General features: G+C 63.1%; 13 protein-coding genes. 5 read left to right on the top strand and 8 right to left on the bottom strand.

Annotated features, from left to right (window positions below; translation table 11 throughout):
* The first annotated feature begins 280 nt into the window (after positions 1-280).
* The gene (locus POM99_RS03615; RefSeq protein WP_277275442.1) at positions 281-730 is read left to right on the top strand and encodes a DUF2442 domain-containing protein; all 450 of its coding nucleotides are present in this window, start codon (positions 281-283) and stop codon (positions 728-730) included.
* 160 nt (positions 731-890) lie between these two features.
* Positions 891-1772 carry a flagellin N-terminal helical domain-containing protein gene (locus tag POM99_RS03610; RefSeq protein ID WP_277275441.1) on the top strand — a complete coding sequence of 294 codons (882 nt, stop codon included), beginning with the start codon at positions 891-893 and terminating at the stop codon, positions 1770-1772.
* A 274-nt stretch (positions 1773-2046) separates the two neighbouring features.
* Here the strand turns inward: POM99_RS03610 and POM99_RS03605 are convergent, their stop codons facing one another.
* The 3 genes from POM99_RS03605 to POM99_RS03595 all read right to left on the bottom strand — a co-directional run bounded on the left by POM99_RS03605 (position 2047) and on the right by POM99_RS03595 (position 6804).
* Positions 2047-4242, bottom strand: coding sequence for a putative bifunctional diguanylate cyclase/phosphodiesterase (locus POM99_RS03605; RefSeq protein ID WP_277275440.1), 2196 nt, complete (start codon positions 4240-4242; stop codon positions 2047-2049).
* Between the two features lie 88 nt (positions 4243-4330).
* Complete coding sequence (locus tag POM99_RS03600; protein WP_277275439.1) at positions 4331-6112, bottom strand: hypothetical protein; 1782 nt, start codon at positions 6110-6112, stop codon at positions 4331-4333.
* A 113-nt stretch (positions 6113-6225) separates the two neighbouring features.
* The gene (locus POM99_RS03595) at positions 6226-6804 is read right to left on the bottom strand and encodes a hypothetical protein (RefSeq protein WP_277275438.1); all 579 of its coding nucleotides are present in this window, start codon (positions 6802-6804) and stop codon (positions 6226-6228) included.
* Positions 6805-6918: 114 nt separating this feature from the next.
* Here POM99_RS03595 and POM99_RS03590 point away from each other — a divergent pair, with 114 nt between their 5' ends.
* Both POM99_RS03590 and POM99_RS03585 read left to right on the top strand, forming a co-directional pair.
* Positions 6919-8514, top strand: coding sequence for a lysine--tRNA ligase (locus POM99_RS03590; protein ID WP_277275437.1), 1596 nt, complete (start codon positions 6919-6921; stop codon positions 8512-8514).
* 10 nt (positions 8515-8524) lie between these two features.
* Positions 8525-9127, top strand: a complete 603-nt coding sequence (locus POM99_RS03585; protein ID WP_277275436.1) for a DUF1003 domain-containing protein — start codon at positions 8525-8527, stop codon at positions 9125-9127.
* Between the two features lie 3 nt (positions 9128-9130).
* On the opposite strand, the gene POM99_RS03580 is transcribed toward POM99_RS03585, so the two are convergent.
* The 3 genes from POM99_RS03580 to POM99_RS03570 all read right to left on the bottom strand — a co-directional run bounded on the left by POM99_RS03580 (position 9131) and on the right by POM99_RS03570 (position 12873).
* Positions 9131-10231, bottom strand: a complete 1101-nt coding sequence (locus POM99_RS03580) for a S41 family peptidase (RefSeq protein WP_277275435.1) — start codon at positions 10229-10231, stop codon at positions 9131-9133.
* Between the two features lie 87 nt (positions 10232-10318).
* Positions 10319-12205: a DUF885 domain-containing protein gene (locus tag POM99_RS03575; RefSeq protein ID WP_277275434.1), complete on the bottom strand. Its 1887-nt coding sequence runs from the start codon at positions 12203-12205 to the stop codon at positions 10319-10321.
* Positions 12196-12873 carry a prolyl hydroxylase family protein gene (locus POM99_RS03570; RefSeq protein WP_277275433.1) on the bottom strand — a complete coding sequence of 226 codons (678 nt, stop codon included), beginning with the start codon at positions 12871-12873 and terminating at the stop codon, positions 12196-12198. The genes POM99_RS03575 and POM99_RS03570 overlap by 10 nt, the downstream gene beginning before the upstream one ends.
* A 339-nt stretch (positions 12874-13212) precedes the next feature.
* On the opposite strand from POM99_RS03570, the gene POM99_RS03565 reads away from it, so the two are divergent.
* On the top strand, positions 13213-13575 hold the full coding sequence (locus POM99_RS03565; RefSeq protein WP_277275432.1) for a MarR family winged helix-turn-helix transcriptional regulator: 363 nt from the start codon (positions 13213-13215) through the stop codon (positions 13573-13575).
* Between the two features lie 214 nt (positions 13576-13789).
* Here the strand turns inward: POM99_RS03565 and POM99_RS03560 are convergent, their stop codons facing one another.
* Both POM99_RS03560 and ettA read right to left on the bottom strand, forming a co-directional pair.
* Positions 13790-14827, bottom strand: a complete 1038-nt coding sequence (locus POM99_RS03560; RefSeq protein WP_277275431.1) for an RcnB family protein — start codon at positions 14825-14827, stop codon at positions 13790-13792.
* 219 nt (positions 14828-15046) lie between these two features.
* Positions 15047-16726 (bottom strand): energy-dependent translational throttle protein EttA, encoded by a 1680-nt coding sequence (ettA, locus tag POM99_RS03555; RefSeq protein WP_277275430.1) that lies wholly within the window; start codon positions 16724-16726, stop codon positions 15047-15049.
* Positions 16727-16794: the final 68 nt, after the last annotated feature.

Here is a 16794-nt window from a genome sequence, read left to right as displayed (position 1 = left end):
GGAGATAAGGGATGCGTCTGCCTTGAAATGGTGCAACGAATGCACTAGTTTACGGCATCGTCACCCTGTTCCGCGCGCAACGCTGGAAGATCGCCGTTTATGCGCGGGACCATGGCGTACCCCATTTTCATGTAGAGGGTCCGGACTTTCGTTGATCGATCAGCATAGCTGACCTTGATGTTATTGTTGGCAAGGCGCCGCCGGTCGTTTTGCGTGATGCAATTGAATGGGCCATTGCGAACAAGCAGGTGCTGGTTGAAACTTGGCAGGAGTTGAACGGATGAGCGGCGACACGATGCGCGTGATCAGCGCGGTTCAAGCTATTGCCCCGGCCTCGCTGGCCCTGACATGGTCGGATGGCAGCAAGGCCGAGGTCGACCTTTCTGCTTGGCTTGACCATCCGGCGCTCCATTCGCTTCGAGACGTCGATCGGTTCAGGGCGGCGGAACTGGGTGACTGGGGCCACAGCATCGTCTGGCCGGGGGACGTGGAACTTGGAGCCGATGCGCTGTGGCTCGAGACGCTTTCCGCCAAGGGGCAGGGAGATACCCGTGCCTTCCTGGAATGGCGCATGCGCAACAGGCTGTCGTTGACGAAGGCGGCGGAGGCACTCGGGCTTTCCCGGCGCATGATCGCCTACTATTCGAATGGCGAGAAGAAGGTGCCCAAGGCGATCCTGCTGGCATGCACAGGGTGGGAAATGGGCAAGGGGCTGCATCAGGCAGCGTGATCGCGGGCCTGAGTGGACAATCTTAACCAAGCAGAAGCGCGGGTTTGGGGGTTTTTGCTGGCCTAGAAAAAAATCCCCTTAATATCCCTTACCGCGTGCCGTCCTTCACCGTGGGACATGTACCGGGGTACCCGCCCGGACCCATAGTGGAGAATGGGACATGGCAGTTATCAACACGAATATCGCGGCCACGCGTGCCGCGAATGCATCTAATAGTGCCTCAAAAATGGCGGGCGTTGCAATGGAACGCCTTTCGACCGGCAAGCGCATCAACGGCGCCAAGGACGACGCCGCCGGCCTTGCGATCACCACGACGATGACGTCGCAGATCAAAGGCATGGGCCAGGGCATCCGCAACGCCAACGACGGCATCTCGTTTGCACAGACCGCAGACGGCGCGCTGAACGAAGTGACCGCGATGCTGCAGCGCATCCGCGAACTGGCCATCCAGGCAAAGTCGGGCACGTATTCGACACAGGACCGCACATCGATGCAGGCCGAAGTGGCGAACCTGACCCAGCAGGTCAGCGACGTGCTCAACCAATCGGAATTCAACGGCAATCCGCTGTTCACCGTTGTCGGCACCACGCCGGCGGCAAACGGATCGGACGACGCCATCGTGACCATCCAGACCGGCAGCAACAGCACCGACACGGTGGACCTGCGCAGCAAGGCCATGGACGGTTCGGCGCTGTTCGGCACTGGCCTGACCGCCTATGACCCGCTTGCCGCGACGCAGGCCCTGGACGTGAGCGACCCGACGCTGGCCGGCACGACCATGGACAACGTGGACACCGCGCTCAACGCCATCAGTGTGGCGCGTGCCGAGTACGGTGCGGGACAGAACCGGCTGGAATCGGTCATCAACAACCTGACCGACAACGTGACGAACCTCTCGGACGCACGCAGCCGCATCCTCGACACCGATTATTCGGCGGAAACGACGGCGATGGCCAAGGCGCAGATCCTGGCGCAGGCTTCGACCGCGATGATCGCCCAGGCGAACCAGGCCCAGCAGAACGTGCTGTCGCTGCTCAAGTAAGCAGCAGCGACAGGCACCTGGAGCCTTCTTAACCAGAACTTCCAGGACACTGGCCGGAATTGCCCTCCCGGTCAGACTCCACGGGAAGGCGGGGAGCCCTTGCTGGCGCCCCGCCTTTTCGTGCTTGTGTTTTCTGGGGGCGGCGCGCCTTTCGATACGTGTCTCGACCTCGGGCTATGCCCGAAGTCCATCCCGAGCTTGTCGAGGGGCTCGACACGAACGGCGGTGGGACGAGGCGGAATGAGAAGCGGGGCGTTGGCCCGCGTGGGTGCGTTCAGCCGCGGACGAGGCGGGGGCGCCTGGGGCCGATGTTGAGGTGCTGCTGCGCGAAAGCCGCAGCGGGGCAGGGGGCGCCGAAGAGGAACCCTTGCGCCTTGTCGCAGAAGTGGCGGCGCAGGAATTGCGCGGCGGACTTGGTTTCCACGCCTTCGGCAATCACCTCAAGCCCGAGTTCGCGGGCGAGGCGGATCACCCCGGTGACGATCGTGCGATCGCGCGGGGAGGACTGCATCGACTGAATGAAGCTGCGGTCGATCTTGAGCAGCCCCACGGGAAAATCGCGCAGCATGGTGAGCGACGCGAAGCCCGTGCCGAAATCATCGAATGACAGATGCACGCCCATGGCGCGCAAGGGGCGCAGCTGATCCAGCACGCTGTCCTGCCCGTCGAGGATGATGTTCTCGGTGATTTCCAGTTCCAGCGCCTCTGCCGGCAAGCGGTGCCGTTCAAGCACATCGCGGACGGCGGAGGCGAGGTCACCTTCACGGAACTGCGAGGCGGAGAGGTTCACGCTCATGCGGAAATCGGGATCGGCCTCGCGCCATTCGGCGGCCTGGGCGCAGGCGGTATCGAGCACCCATTGCGCCACGGGGAGGGCGAGTGGCCCTGCTTCGACCGCAGGCAGGAAGGCTGCCGGATCGAGCAGGCCGTGCGCGGGGTGGCGCCAGCGGATCAGCGCTTCGGCCCCGGTCAGCTCGGCGGAATGGAGCGAGACCTGCGGCTGATAGAACAGTTCGAGCTGGCCATGTTCCAGCGCGGTGATGAGGTCCGCCTCCACCATGCGGCGGGCGACCGCGCTCGCGCGCATGTGCGCGGCGAACATGGCGGCTTCGTTATGCCCGCCCTTGCGCGCCTGCAGCAGGGCGAGTTCGGCATTGCCCATCAGTTCGTCGGGCGTATCGGCATGATCGGGCGCCATGGCCATGCCGCAATCGCTGCCCACGCGCACTTCGCCATCGCCCGCGAGCATGGGGCGGGCCAGCGCGCGGTTGATCGCCCGCGCTGCGGCACCGAGCGTGAGCGGATCGCGCAGGGGCAGCATGGCGGCGAATTCGTCTCCACCCAGCCTTGCGAGGTGGGCATCGGGCCCGGCTGCGTCGCGAATGCGGGCGGCGGCCTGGCGCAGTACGTCGTCGCCTGCGGCATGGCCCATTGTGTTGTTGATGTCGGTAAAGCCGGAAAGGTCCGCCACGATCAGCCCCACCGGCTGGCGCGCGGCAAAGGCGGCTTCGAGATGCTGCATCAACAGCGCGCGGTTGGGCAGGCCGGTGAGCGGATCGTAGTAGGTGAGGCGGTGCAGCGCCTCGTCCTCGCGCAGGCGGAAGGTCAGATCATCGACCACGAGGCCGAAGTGGATGCGCTCACCCTCCGGCGTTTCCTCGTGCCAGTGCGAGAAGTGCAGCTCGGCCTTGAAGGGCAGGCCGCCGGGGCCGATGGCGGTGACGATGGTGCCCTGCGTGATCGGCAGGGTGCCGTTGCGCGCCTGATCCAGGCCATGATGCACCAGGGCGCCATCGGCCGCGGCAAACAGCTGTTCAACCGGGCGATCGCGCAAGGCTTCCTCGCCATGGCCGAACAGGGCGCAGGCGGCCGTGTTGGCCGAGGTGATCAGGCCGGCCTCATCGCATGAGAGAATTGCGCCGGAACTGGTGCTCGCCATGGTGCGGAAGGGATCGGCGCCGCCCTGCGCGGCGACTTCGAGACGGCGCAGCTCAAGCTTGTCTGACACCAGGCGGGCGAGCGCGGCGAGGCGTTCACGGTCGGGCGGGGTGAAGCCTTCGTGCGGCTGTGTGTCGATCACGCAGAGTGCGCCGAGCGCATGGCCCGAGGGCGCGCGCAGGGCGATGCCGGCGTAGAAGCGGATCATGCCGGCGGAGACCAACGGGTTGTCGTTGAAGCGCGGATCGCTGCGCGCGTCCTCCACCACCATCACCTCGGTCTGGTTGATGGCGTGGGCGCAGAAGCTGGCATCGCGCGAATGATCGAAATCGCCCTCGATCCCGAAGCTGGAGGCGAGGAAGACGCGCTCCTCACCCACCATGTTCACCGCCGCAGCCGGACAGCCGAACAGGCGCGCCGCCATGTCGACGATGGCGTCGAGGCTGGGCAGGCCGTCGGCCTCGTCAATGCTGTACTCGGCAAGCGCGCGCAGGCGGCCGGGCTCGTCAGGTGAACGATCAGGACAACGCAAGGGGAAAACCTCCTCACGCGTGGCCTAACCCGATGATGGGAAACAATTATCGAGGATGTAGATACGTAGTTTTGTCAGGAGAAAGACGCTACTCGAAGTTGTGGTACCGGCACTTGTCCTGCGTACCATCAACGGCCATGCGGGCGTTGCTGATCAATTCGGTGTAGGCAAGGGCATTGGCCACCGGATTGGCCGCGCCCACCACATCCGCGGTTCCGTTCGCGCAGGTTAGCCGCACACGAAGCTGTTGCGAGATGTCCTCTTCCTCGAAGGTGACGATGAACGCCAAGATCGAAGGGAGCTTCGCGTTGCGATGCAGATCTTCCATCCGCACGCTGAAAGAATGATCGACGCTCGGCGTTTTAAAGATCGGGTTCGTCCGCCCCGACAACCAAAGGTATTGCGATGTACGCTGATATTCCTGCGTGATGGAATTGCGTTTGTCGCTTGCTTCCCCATCGCCAAATTTGATCGTGGAATTTGGATGCGGGCGCTTGCCACTCCTTGGCGTGCCCTCATCTTGCGTCGCTTCCTTCGAGGGCGCGGCGTGACGGTCCCTAAGCGCTTCAGCTTCAAGCTTATTTGAGTCTGCTGCCCGATCTTGCGCGGATTGCCTTTTCCGCGAGGGATTAGCGCTATTTCCGTTCAACTGGTCCGCTGCGTTCACGGTGTACGGTCGTTCGGAATTGGCAAGTGAGTCCTCCCACTGTTCGGTCGCCGTGCCATCGCGATAAACGATCTTCGCGTTGGGTCGCTGATTCAGGCAGATTTCCGCGAGTGACTTGTTGATTGCCCACGCGTCGGCGAGGATCGACAGGGTTGGTTGCGTGATGTCCCGCCTGCCGCCTTCTTCGTGTTTCCAACGGAAGTCTATGACCTGGGGGCAAATGCGGGATTTGAACTTTGCATTTTCGGCCCGCCCGACCTTCGGCTTTCGGATATCCCGCCGCATCTTCTCCATCGCGTTGGCAAGCCGCGTGCTCGCGTCACGGAAATAGACCTGGGTGACGGTTGGTTGCATATCCAGCGTGCAAAGCAGTTCACTGGGTGCATCCAAGTCATCCTCTGATTTGCATCCGGTTGACAAGCCATTGATTTCATGGACATCATTTGCCAATGCTGATGTGACGCCTTCCGCAGCGTTCGGGACTTCTGCTGGCGCCTTGTCGGTGGTCTGATCCGTGTCTTGGGGTGGAGCAGGGGACTTGGTGGCGCTATCAGAGGTCGGGGCTAGGGTGCTAAGCCTGTCTGGAGCCAGACCGATCAGCATCGCCCAGAATCGTGTTCCTCCAGCAGATCCCGTGATCTGAATTGGTGAGGACTTCAGCATCCCGCTGGTGTCCATGTTCGCAGCTGTCTGTCTCGCTGCGATCGAATATCCATAGCCGACCTGGTATTCGATCAATTCACCGGGTTCTCGTGATTTGTACGCACTCAGGAGAGTGGCATCTTTCGCTTCCTGGCTGGTGAACACCCTGTTAAACGGGATCTCGATTTCGGTGTAGTGCAGTTCCTGCCCTGTTCCCCAGAAGGCCTGTGCCCCGAATCCGAGGATGCCCGCTTTCCTCGAATGTTCCTTGTTTTCCCGGTAATACCGTTCAAACATCTGTGAACATTCTGCATCCGATCTCGCGCAGGCTTTCTTTATAAGCGTGATTTTTTCTGCAAATTTTATGCTATCCGACGATCTTTTGGGATCGGATAACTTGAAGGTCTTGAAATATTCGGGTATATTTTTAAACTTAAGAACTTCTTCAAGATCCTCTTTCTCGACGAAGATATCGACAGGTACACTGTCCGCTGCTGTTGCGCTGCCTCCGGCAGCGATAGCCGCCACGCTGCCGACCAAACCAGCCAAACGCGCTTTCATCGAATCCCCCAAGAGTCGGTATCGAACAGAGATTAGTATTTATACTTAGCTCGCTGCTGCAAAGCACAATCGACATCGTTTGTCCGAAATGGCGACAACTCTTTCTCTGTCGCTCAGCCAGCGGCCTTGTCGGTTCGCGCTCGCAGCAGGAGTTCTTCCAGCCTGGCGACATTGGGCACGGCGGGTACTTCGAAGCGCAGCACATGGCGGTCGCCGTCGCTGTCGATGTGGGTGCCGGTTTCGATGCGCAGGGTGCCGTACCCCTGGGCATCGGCGGTCACATTGATCGGGCCCATCTGGCTGAACAGGACGCTGGCTGATTCCCGCTTGCGGCCTGCCGTCACCTTCAGGATGCGACGGTCGGTGAGTCCGTAGATCGAGACGGAGGCCTGCTTGCGCGCGCGGAACGGGGTGGCCAGCATCCAGAAGCCAGTGAGCACGAAGGGCAGGCCGAACAGCGGGAAGATCACGCCGATCAGCATGGTGATCCCATCGGGCGGTCCATCCTTGGCGAACCACATGGACAGGGCCATCGTTTCCCAGAACAGGGCGAATACGGTCCATGGAATGGCGAAGAACCAGATGCCGAAAGCGGCCTTCATGCGCTGCGGATCGGGGCGACCGGTCCAGGCCAGCCGCTCACCCGGCAGAAGTTCGCGCCGCAGCACCGCTTCAAGTTCGAAATCGTTCATCGGTCCCCCTGCCGCACGCTATTGCATGGCAAGGTTACCGAAATGTCCAACTGTCGCCCGCCAGCCCAGCTTTTCCTTGCACTGGCGGCGCAGAATCGCGAAAGGGCGCGCATTATGACAGACGACGCCCTTATCGCCGCCGCGCAGGTCTCGAAGGCCTGGCCCTTCGAGGAAGCCCGCAAGATCATCAAGCGGTTCCCGAACGGCAAAGAGGGAGCGCCAGTGCTGTTCGAGACCGGATATGGCCCATCGGGCCTGCCGCATATCGGCACGTTTCAGGAAGTGCTGCGCACCACGCTGGTCCGTCGCGCCTATGAAACGCTGACCGGTGGCGCGCCGACGCGGCTGGTGGCGTTTTCGGACGACATGGACGGGCTGCGCAAGGTGCCCGACAACGTGCCGAACAAGGACCGGCTGGGCGAGTTCATCGGCCATCCGCTGAGCCGCATTCCCGATCCGTTCGGGAAGTTCGAGAGCTTTGCGCATCACAACAACGCAATGCTGCGTGATTTCCTGGATCGCTTCGGCTTCGACTATGAGTTCGTTTCGGCGTCGGACCGCTATAACTCCGGCGGGTTCGACGATGCGTTGAAGAACGTGCTGCGCCACTATGACGCGATCATGGGCATCATGCTGCCCACGCTGCGCGAGGAGCGCCGCCAGACCTATTCTCCGGTGCTGCCAGTTTCGCCCACCAACCAGCAGGTGCTGCAGGTGCCGATCGAGGTGGTGGATGCCGATGCCGGGATCGTGCGCTTTACCGACGTGACCGGCGAAGTGGTGGAACAGTCGATCCTTGGCGGCCAGTCAAAGCTGCAATGGAAGGTTGACTGGGCGATGCGCTGGGTGGCGCTGGGCGTCGATTACGAGATGTGCGGCAAGGACCTGACCGACAGCGTGACGCAGAGCGGCAAGATCGCGCGCGTGCTGGGCGGGCAGCGGCCCGAAGGCCTGATCTATGAACTCTTCCTCGACGAAAAGGGCGAGAAGATTTCGAAGTCCAAGGGCAACGGGCTGACCATCGAGCAGTGGCTGGAATACGGCAGCGAGGAATCGCTGGGCTTCTACCTGTTCCGCGAGCCCAAGAGCGCCAAGAGCCTGCACGTGGGCATCATTCCGCGCGCGGTGGACGAATACTGGCAGTTCCGCGAAAAGCTGCCGACGCAGCCGGTGGAGCAGCAACTGGGCAATCCGGTGTGGCACCTGCTGCGCACCAATGGCTATCACGGTGGCGAAGGGGACAGCCTGCCGGTGACCTATGGCCTGCTGCTGAACCTGGTGGGCGTGCTGGGCGCCAAGGCAACGCGTGAGCAGGTCTGGTCGTACCTTGGCAACTATGTGGAGAATGCCGATCCGGCGGCGCATCCGGCGCTCGACGGGCTGGTGACGCGTGCTCTGGCGTACAACCGCGATTTCATCGCGCCCACGCTGCAGCGCCGCAAGCCCGAGCCGAACGAGGCCGAGGCGCTGGCCGCGCTGGACGAGGAGCTGGCCGGGACCAGCGACGACGCCACGGCGGAAGAGCTGCAGAACATCGTCTACGAGATCGGCAAGGACCCGCACTATGGGATCGAATCCCTGCGCGACTGGTTCAAGTGTCTGTACGAGACGCTGCTCGGATCTGCGCAGGGGCCGCGCATGGGCAGCTTCATTGCGCTGTATGGTGTTGAAAACACGCGAAAGCTGATTGCGGAGGCGCTCGCCTCCTGAAGGAGACGGCTTGAAGCTAGACATCAGCCCGGAGGCGCTGGCGGAGGACCTGCTGGGTCGCTCCTATGATGATCTGGACGAGGCGGAGCAGCGCGCGCTGTGCCGCGTCGCCTCCACCGATATCCAGCTCGATCCTGATGAACTGGAGCAGGCCCGCGAGGGCTTGGGCGAACGGTTGGCCGATCGGGTGGCGCGGGTTGGCGGATCGTGGAGCTTCATCATCGGCTTTGGACTGGTGCTGGCGGCGTGGATGCTGGTGAACGGGCCGCTGTCGCCGTTCCTGCACCTGCAGTGGGACGCCTATCCCTACATCTTCCTCAACCTGATGCTGTCCACCCTGGCCGCGTTCCAGGCGCCGATCATCATGATGAGCCAGAACCGGGAGGCGCGGAAGGACCGCATCTCCAACCGCCACGATTACGAAGTGAACCTGCGCACGACGGTGGAGATCCTGCGCCTGCATCGCAAGGTGGACAAGATCTTCAACAAGCTGGGCCAGTTGGACCGGACGGTGGAAGAGGTGGCGGTGGTGACGGAGAGCGCAGTGGAAATGGCGATCGACATGCCGCCACCCGATCCGTCTGCCACACCCGCACAGCAGGCGGAGACCTGAACGTCAGACTGCGGTCTTGCGGCGCTCCATCGACTTGGCCGGAGCCACCTCGTCAGACAGCTTCTGCGCCTGTGCCGGGGCGATGCCTTCGCGTTCGAGCACGGTGACCAGCGCGTCCATGGCAGGAACGGCGATGTCTGGCGCAACGCCATTGCCTTCCCAGTCCTTGCCGGTGGCGGGGTCATAGGTGCGTCCCACGGGCACGAAGGCGACAAGCTGGCCAGGGAGTTCCAGGCCATAGCCGAAGTGGTTGGCTCCGGCGGTTGTTTCACCCACCAGCGTGGCGCGGCCGCTGATCTTCATCGCCAGCGAGAAATGTTCTGCCGCTGATGCCGTGCGGCCCGAGGTGAGGACATAGACCTTCGTCTTGCGCAGGCCCGTTTCGGGATCGGGCGTGATCCAGTGCTCCTGCGTGACGAAGGCGGGATCGCCCGGCACGGTGCGCAGCGAAGCGATGCCGTGCAGCGGGCCGCCATCACGATCATGGACAGACTTGCGCGTGGCCATGCGCACCAGCGGCGTCGGCTTGTCGAACAGGAAGGGGAACAGGGCGTCCATTTCGGCCAGGCCGCCGCCGTTGTTGGTGCGCAGGTCCACGATCAGCACGTTCGCGCCGAGATGACCGAGCGCGAAGGCCCGGGCATTCGCAGCGTCGGCATCTTCACTGGCCATCAGGTTGAACCGGACGAAGGCGAGCCCGGGCGCGATCCAGCGGCCGGCCTCAAGGTTGGGCACCTTGACCGGTGCAGGGGTGGCCGATGGCCCCGCCGCAGGGGTTTCGGCAACAGATCGCACGCGCACGTGGCCATCGGCCTGAACCGCCTGAAGGTCTGCCGTCAGCCGCTCGGCAAGCGCGGTGCCGGCAAGCGCATCATAGGCACCGGCTGCAGCATTGGCGCGCAGCATTGCAGCATAATGCGCGCCGACATCGGGATAGACGAAATCGCTGCCGAGCGCATCGGCCAGTTCTGCCGCCACGGCGCGAGCGACAGGCTGTGCGGGCGTGGCGGGAGCCGGAGGTGCTGCAAGCGCATCGGCCATGGCGTGCAGGGGCAGAGAGGCGAACAGGGCGGCGAGCAGGGCAGGGGCCAGACGTGCGGTCATCAGCGTGTCTCCTTGCCAGCGTGATACTTTCACCGCCTTTTCAGGGCGATGCCGGATCGACCAACGGCCAACCGGCATCCACCGGTGTCAGCCCGCTTTCTCGGCGGCGATCCACCGGTTCACCTTGTCTTCCAGCACGGGCAGGGGAAGCGCGCCGCTGCCCAGCACCTGATCATGGAAGGCGCGGATATCAAAGCGCGGGCCAAGCTCGGTCTCCGCCTTGCGGCGCAGGCGCTGGATGGTGAGGCCGCCGACCTTGTACGCCACGGCCTGCCCGGGGTTGGCGATATAGCGATCGACTTCGGCAGCGGCATCGCTGCGCCCGATGCCGGAATTGGCGAGCATGTAGTCAATGGCCTGCTGGCGGCTCCAGCCCTGCACATGGATGCCGGTATCGACCACGAGCCGCATGGCGCGCAGCATTTCGTCGTCCAGCGTGCCCCAATGCTGCATCGGATCGGCGAACAGGCCCATTTCATACCCCAGCGTTTCGGCATAAAGCGCCCAGCCTTCGACAAAGGCGGTGTTTCCGTCGAAGCGCTGGAACGGGGGAAGGCTTTCATTCTCCTGCGCCAGGCTGATCTGGAAGTGGTGGCCGGGCTCGCCCTCGTGCAGATAGAGCGTGGTGATGCCAGTCAGATAGCGGCTCTTGAGATCGAAGGTGTTGTAGAAGAACACGCCGGGCTTGCTGCCATCGGGCGCGCCGGGGGCATAGCCGCCGCCAGCCTCGAACCGATCGCGATAGAGCGGATACGGCTGGATGGTCAGCGCCGTGCGCGGCAGGTTCAGGAAATAGCGCGGCACCAGCGCAGCCACGCGCGCGCCGACGCGGGCAAAGCCCTTTTGCAGATCGAGCGCGGTGCGTGGATGGTAGCGCGGGTTGGTGCGGATTTCGTTGAAGAAGGCGGGCAGTGGCCCGGTGAAGCCCAGTTGCAGCTTCACCTTCTCCATCTCGCCATGGATGCGATCGACTTCGGAGAGGCCCAGCTTGTGCACGGCGAGCGGATCGAGATCCTCTGTGGTGTGGAGGCGCACCAACAGGCGATAGAGCCGCTCACCTCCCTTCATCGCCGAGAGGCCCGGCGCCTCGCGCGCGGCGGGCAGGTACTGGTCCTGCAGGAATGCGCGGAAGGCGCGGTAGGCGGGCAGGACCTGCTGCTGCGTCGCTGCGCGAAACGCGGCGGCGATGCGGCGGCGTTCGGTGGGGCGCATGGTGGGCGGCAGGCGGCGCACGGGTGCCATGAACTGCGATTGCTCGACCGGCTGGGCCAGGATCGCATCAATCTGCGCGATCATGTTGGTCACGGTCAGCCGCGATTCCACAACGCCGCTGGCCATCCCTTCGCGAAAGCGCGCCTCGGCATGGGCGAGCACTTCGGGCAGGGTGCGCAGCAGGGCAATCCGCGCCTCGAAATCTTCAGCACGGTCAAGCGGCGTCGCCTCAGCTGCGGCAAGTTGTGGAAATTCCACATGGAAGCCGCCGAAGTGATTGAACGGACGCACGGCGACCAGCGCCTGCGTATCGGGAGACAGCAGGTCCGCCTCGTCGCGCTGCGCGGCGAGGAAGACATCATATGAGATGCGGTGTTCCTTGCCCAGCGCGTCACGGTCAATCTCGCGCAGGCGCTTCAGCGTGCGGGCATTCAATGCGCGCTGCAGGTCCGCCAGTTGGGGTGTGAACAACAGGCTGAAACGGTCAGGGTCCGGCGCGTCGCCACGCTCCAGTTCGCCCAGTGGGTCCAGCGTCTGCGCATCGCGCGTGTCGTCAAGGAAGATCCGATCGAGCGCGCGTTCCACATCTGGAGAGACTGCCTGGCGCTGCGGCGGGGCGACGGTGGTCGGCGGCGTGGGTGGCGCGTCGATCAGTGCGGGTGGCGGTGGAGGCGCAAGTGGAGGCGCCGCCTGCGGTGCCGCGCACGAGGCCAGCAGCAGCGCGATCACGCCGGTGGAAGCGGACCTGTGGATCAATGCCATGCGCGCGCACGGTACCACTTGGTCAGCACGTATTTCGTGCCGCGGATCACCGGCGTGCCGGCGTGCAGCGCCTTGCTGTTGGGCGTGCCATCGGGCTTCATGTTGTTCCAGATCAGCAACGCGCCGGGTTGTGGCGGGATGGACAGGTTCACCAGCGGGAAGTCGGTCGATCCGCCTTCATCAACGGCGTTGAGGTAAGCCATCGCGGTCCAGCTGCGTTGACCGCCGCGCGTCTGTTCATCCGCCCACATCTTGTGCGACGGATTGAAGTGGTCGTAATGCGGGCGGAATTCCTGCCCCACGCTATAGCGCTGGCCCTGGATGGTCTCGCCGAAATCCGGCTCGAAGCCGAGCAGGTCGTCAATCCGCCGCTGCAGCATGCGGATGAACGGGTCCAAGGGATCGACATCGCCGGAATAGCTGGTGCGGCCGTTATCGTAGACGTTGCCATAACTGAGCGATGGCACCGCCACATCGTCGACTATGCTGCGCAGGCGCGCGCATTCCTCGTCGCTGAAGAAGCCGGCCACACCATAGATCTCCAGTTCCTCCACCGGAAGGCGATAGGCCGCAGGGTCTGCATCGAGCCGCGCACGCACGCGCTCGCCAATGCGCCGCAGCGCCGCGGTATCGGGGTGATGGGCGGAAAGCCGTTCGCGCGAAGCCATTGTCCTTGCAGGCATGGCCCATGGCGCGATCGGGGGCAAGAGGGGAGGCGAGGGGCCTTCGGCAAAGGTCGGAACCAAAGATATCGGGCAGATGTGTCCCGATATCGTACCATTTGTTTTGGTCCGATCCGGACCTGACCCATTGCTAATTCTTTCCAAATACCGTGAATAAAGCTGTTGGGGAATACGTTCACGTACTGCGGTGGATCTAGGTCGCACGAGGCCACTACTTTAGTGGCGGGTGGGAACTGGCATACGGCAGGTGGATAAACCTGTTATGCCGGACAATCCGCTCTCGGGTCGGGTCCGTCGCGCAGGGGTCGCTAGGAGGTCGCGTTCTTGGAAGCTTTCGTGGAGATCGAGGCCGAGACATTTCGTCTTGCCAAGTCGCTTTACGCGCTGCGGCGCCGGCGAGATTCGGCATTACGGATCAAGGGCCTGTTCGGCGAACCCGCGTGGGACATCCTGCTGGACCTGTACATCGCACGCCTGAGCCGGGCCGAACTGCAGGTATCAAGCGTTTGCATCGAAGCGGGTGTGCCCTCGACCACCATCCTGCGCTGGATAGCACGGTTGGAAACCGAAGGACTGGTTTATCGCACCGCAGACAAGGTGGACGCGCGCAGGCGCTATGTCCGGCTGACCGACAAGGGCCACGAGACAATGCTCGAAGTGCTCCGGGCGATCGCCAACGGAGCCTGATCGAAGGGTCCCGCCACGCCGCGCAGGCTTTGCGCGGCGATATGGATCAGGGCGATCCTGCAAGTAATTCAGAAATTTCGTCTGGCGGACCCAAATAGAGAAAACGTAACGTTACGATCCAGGCGCAATGCCTGGCGCTTCCATGCTATGCTGAAGGCTCTCCGCCAGCCGTGCCGGCGAAGAGCCTCTGGATTCCTGACTTTACCCGGGTCGCCTACCAGAAGAAATCGTAGATCACGTCGACCACTTCGCCGCTGAAGGTATCCACCAGCATCACGTCGTCATAGTATCGCACCCAGCGGTAGGGGCCGTAAGCCGGCGGCAGGCGATACTGCCACGGATCAGAGATCCAGTAGCGATCCGCGTAGAACGGGGAGCCGAGGACGAAACCGATGCTTAGCCGGCTGTAGGAGTAACCGCGATAGGGGGCGTAGTAGTAGCCGCCGCGGAAAACATTGCGGTGGTTGTTGCGCCAGGATGACCAGTCATAGCGGCGGTCCCTGCGCCAATCGTGGTTGTTCCACCGGCGATAGTCATTGCCGCCCCGCCAGCCGCGATCGCCCCGCCAGCCGCGATCGCCCCGCCAGCCGTCATTGCTGCGCCAGCCGCGGTCGTTGCGCCATCCATCCTGGTTGCGCCAGCCGTTGGCACCGCGCCACCCATCGTTGCTGCGCCAACCGTTGTTGCCCTTCCAGCCGTTGTTGCCCTTCCAGCGATCACCATCGCGGTCGTGGGCACGGTCACGGTCACGGTCCCGATCACGGTCGTTGCGCCAAGCGGTCTGCGCGTTGTCGCGATTGCGATCACGGTTCCAGTCGCGACCATCGTTGCGGCGATCGGGATTGTCGGCACGCCAAGCGGGCGGACGATTTTCGCGGCGTATATCCGGGCGGGCATCGGCCCGCGCATCGCCCCTCACATCACCGGAGCGGCCTTGCCATGCCGGTTGCTGGCGCTGGAAGTCAGGCCGTTGGAAATCCGGGCGCGGTGTGTCCACGCGCGGCGTACGCGGCTGCGCATCGATCCGCGCCTGCGGAGCAGGGCGCGCCCAATCCCGTTGCTGCTGCATCTGCGCACCGCGGTTTTCGAACCCGCCGCCACGCTGGCCACGGTCACCCCGATCAGCGCGTTCGGCACGGTCCTGACGTTCCCAACCGGGCGCCGCGACTGCGGTGGCCGGAATGGCGGTAAGCGAGGTTGCAGCGATCAGCGCCGCCAGCATGCCCTTCCTGATTGTCGACCTGGCAGTCATGGCCATGTCTCTCCGATTCACGGGGCCGCGATTCATTCGCGCCTTGTATGACACCGGTCTAACCGAGTCGCGCTGTCGCGGTCCTGAACCAACCCAGCGTCATTTGTTAATCTTGCTGCACGGTTCTCTGAATGGAATTCTGCGAGCCAGAACGCAAGCGACCCGGAAAGGCTGTACCTTTCCGGGTCGCTTTCTGTCGCAATGTGAACGGCTTCGGCCTTAGCGGGTCAACTTCTTGTAGGCGAGCCTGGTCGGACGATCCGCGGCATCGCCAAGGCGACGGCGCTTGTCTTCTTCATAGGCGGCAAAGTTGCCTTCGAACCATTCAACATGGCTGTTGCCTTCAAACGCCAGGATGTGGGTGGCGAGGCGATCGAGGAAGAAGCGGTCGTGGCTGATCACCACGGCGCAGCCCGCGAAGTTTTCGATCGCGTCTTCCAGGGCGGCCAGCGTTTCAACGTCGAGGTCGTTGGTCGGTTCGTCGAGCAGCAGCACGTTGCCGCCCTGCTTCAGCATCTTGGCCATGTGCACGCGATTGCGTTCACCGCCCGAAAGCTTGCCGACGTTCTTCTGCTGGTCCGGGCCCTTGAAGTTGAACGCGCCGACATAGGCACGCGTGCTCATGTCCTGGCCGTTGACCTTCATGTAGTCGAGCCCGTCGGAGATCTCCTCCCACACGTTCTTCTTCGGGTCGAGGTCATCGCGGCTCTGGTCGACATAGCCGAGGTGGACGGTCGACCCGATCTCGATCGAACCGCTGTCGGGCGTTTCCTTGCCGGTCAGGATCTTGAACAGGGTGGACTTGCCCGCGCCGTTCGGACCGATGACGCCCACGATGCCGCCCGGGGGCAGGATGAACGAAAGGTCTTCGAACAGCAGCTTGTCGCCATAGGCCTTGGTGATGTTCTTGGCCTCGATCACCTTTCCGCCAAGGCGCTCTGGCACCTGGATGACGATCTGTGCCTTGCCCACCGGGCGATTGTCCTGCGCGTTCTGCAGTTCCTCGAACTTGCGGATACGCGCCTTGCTCTTGGTCTGGCGCGCGGCCGGGGTCTGGCGGATCCACTCGAGTTCGCGGGCCAGCGCCTTCTGCTTGCCGCTTTCCTCGCGCTCTTCCTGGGCCATGCGCTTGGCCTTGGTTTCCAGGTAGGTGGAATAGTTGCCTTCGTAGGGGAAGTACTTGCCCCGATCGAGTTCGAGGATCCAGCCCACCACGTTGTCGAGGAAGTAGCGGTCGTGGGTGATCATCAGCACCGCACCGGCATATTCCTTCAGATGGTGTTCAAGCCATTCGACGGATTCGGCGTCAAGGTGGTTGGTGGGTTCGTCCAGCAGCAGGATCGAAGGCTTCTGGATGAGCAGGCGTGTGAGCGCGATACGACGCTTTTCACCGCCCGAAAGGCTGTCCACCGGCCAGTCACCCGGCGGGCAGCGCAGCGCTTCCATCGCGATTTCCAGCTGGTTGTCCAGCGTCCAGCCGTCGACCGCGTCGATCTTGCCCTGCAGCTCGCCCATTTCCTCCATCAGAGCGTCGAAATCGACGTCTTCCGGCGGATCGGCCATGATGTTGGAAATCTCGTTGAACCGGTCGACGAGGTCGGCGGTTTCGCGCGCACCGTCTTTCACGTTTTCCAGAACGGTCTTGCTGTTGTCGAGCTGCGGCTCCTGCTCCAGATAGCCGACCGTGATGTTCTCGCCCGGCCATGCTTCGCCGGTAAAGTCCTTGTCGATGCCCGCCATGATCTTGATCAGGGTCGATTTGCCCGCGCCGTTCGGACCGACGATGCCGATCTTCGCGCCTTGGTAGAACTGTAGGCTGATGTTGTTGAGCACCGGCTTCTGCGCGCCGGGGAAAGTCTTCGTCATGTTCTTCATGACGTAGGCATACTGGGCAGCCATGTTGGGTCCTTGGTCGGTATGGCGAAAGTGTTGCCGCGCGCTCTACAGGGGCGCGGGCGGCGGAGCAA

It is taken from the genome of Novosphingobium cyanobacteriorum (genome assembly GCF_029436685.1).
Lineage (GTDB): Bacteria > Pseudomonadota > Alphaproteobacteria > Sphingomonadales > Sphingomonadaceae > Novosphingobium > Novosphingobium cyanobacteriorum.
This window is presented reverse-complemented; position numbering and strand designations above follow the sequence as displayed.

Bases quoted from the DNA above. Each gene is read 5' to 3' on its own strand.
- POM99_RS03615 (WP_277275442.1), top strand. From the start codon at position 281: ATGAGCGGCGACACGATGCGCGTGATCAGCGCGGTTCAAGCTATTGCC.
- POM99_RS03610 (WP_277275441.1), top strand. From the start codon at position 891: ATGGCAGTTATCAACACGAATATCGCGGCCACGCGTGCCGCGAATGCA.
- POM99_RS03600 (WP_277275439.1), bottom strand. From the start codon at position 6,112: ATGAAAGCGCGTTTGGCTGGTTTGGTCGGCAGCGTGGCGGCTATCGCT.
- POM99_RS03595 (WP_277275438.1), bottom strand. From the start codon at position 6,804: ATGAACGATTTCGAACTTGAAGCGGTGCTGCGGCGCGAACTTCTGCCG.
- POM99_RS03590 (WP_277275437.1), top strand. From the start codon at position 6,919: ATGACAGACGACGCCCTTATCGCCGCCGCGCAGGTCTCGAAGGCCTGG.
- POM99_RS03580 (WP_277275435.1), bottom strand. From the start codon at position 10,231: ATGACCGCACGTCTGGCCCCTGCCCTGCTCGCCGCCCTGTTCGCCTCT.
- POM99_RS03575 (WP_277275434.1), bottom strand. From the start codon at position 12,205: ATGGCATTGATCCACAGGTCCGCTTCCACCGGCGTGATCGCGCTGCTG.
- POM99_RS03570 (WP_277275433.1), bottom strand. From the start codon at position 12,873: ATGGCTTCGCGCGAACGGCTTTCCGCCCATCACCCCGATACCGCGGCG.
- POM99_RS03560 (WP_277275431.1), bottom strand. From the start codon at position 14,827: ATGACTGCCAGGTCGACAATCAGGAAGGGCATGCTGGCGGCGCTGATC.
- ettA (WP_277275430.1), bottom strand. From the start codon at position 16,726: ATGGCTGCCCAGTATGCCTACGTCATGAAGAACATGACGAAGACTTTC.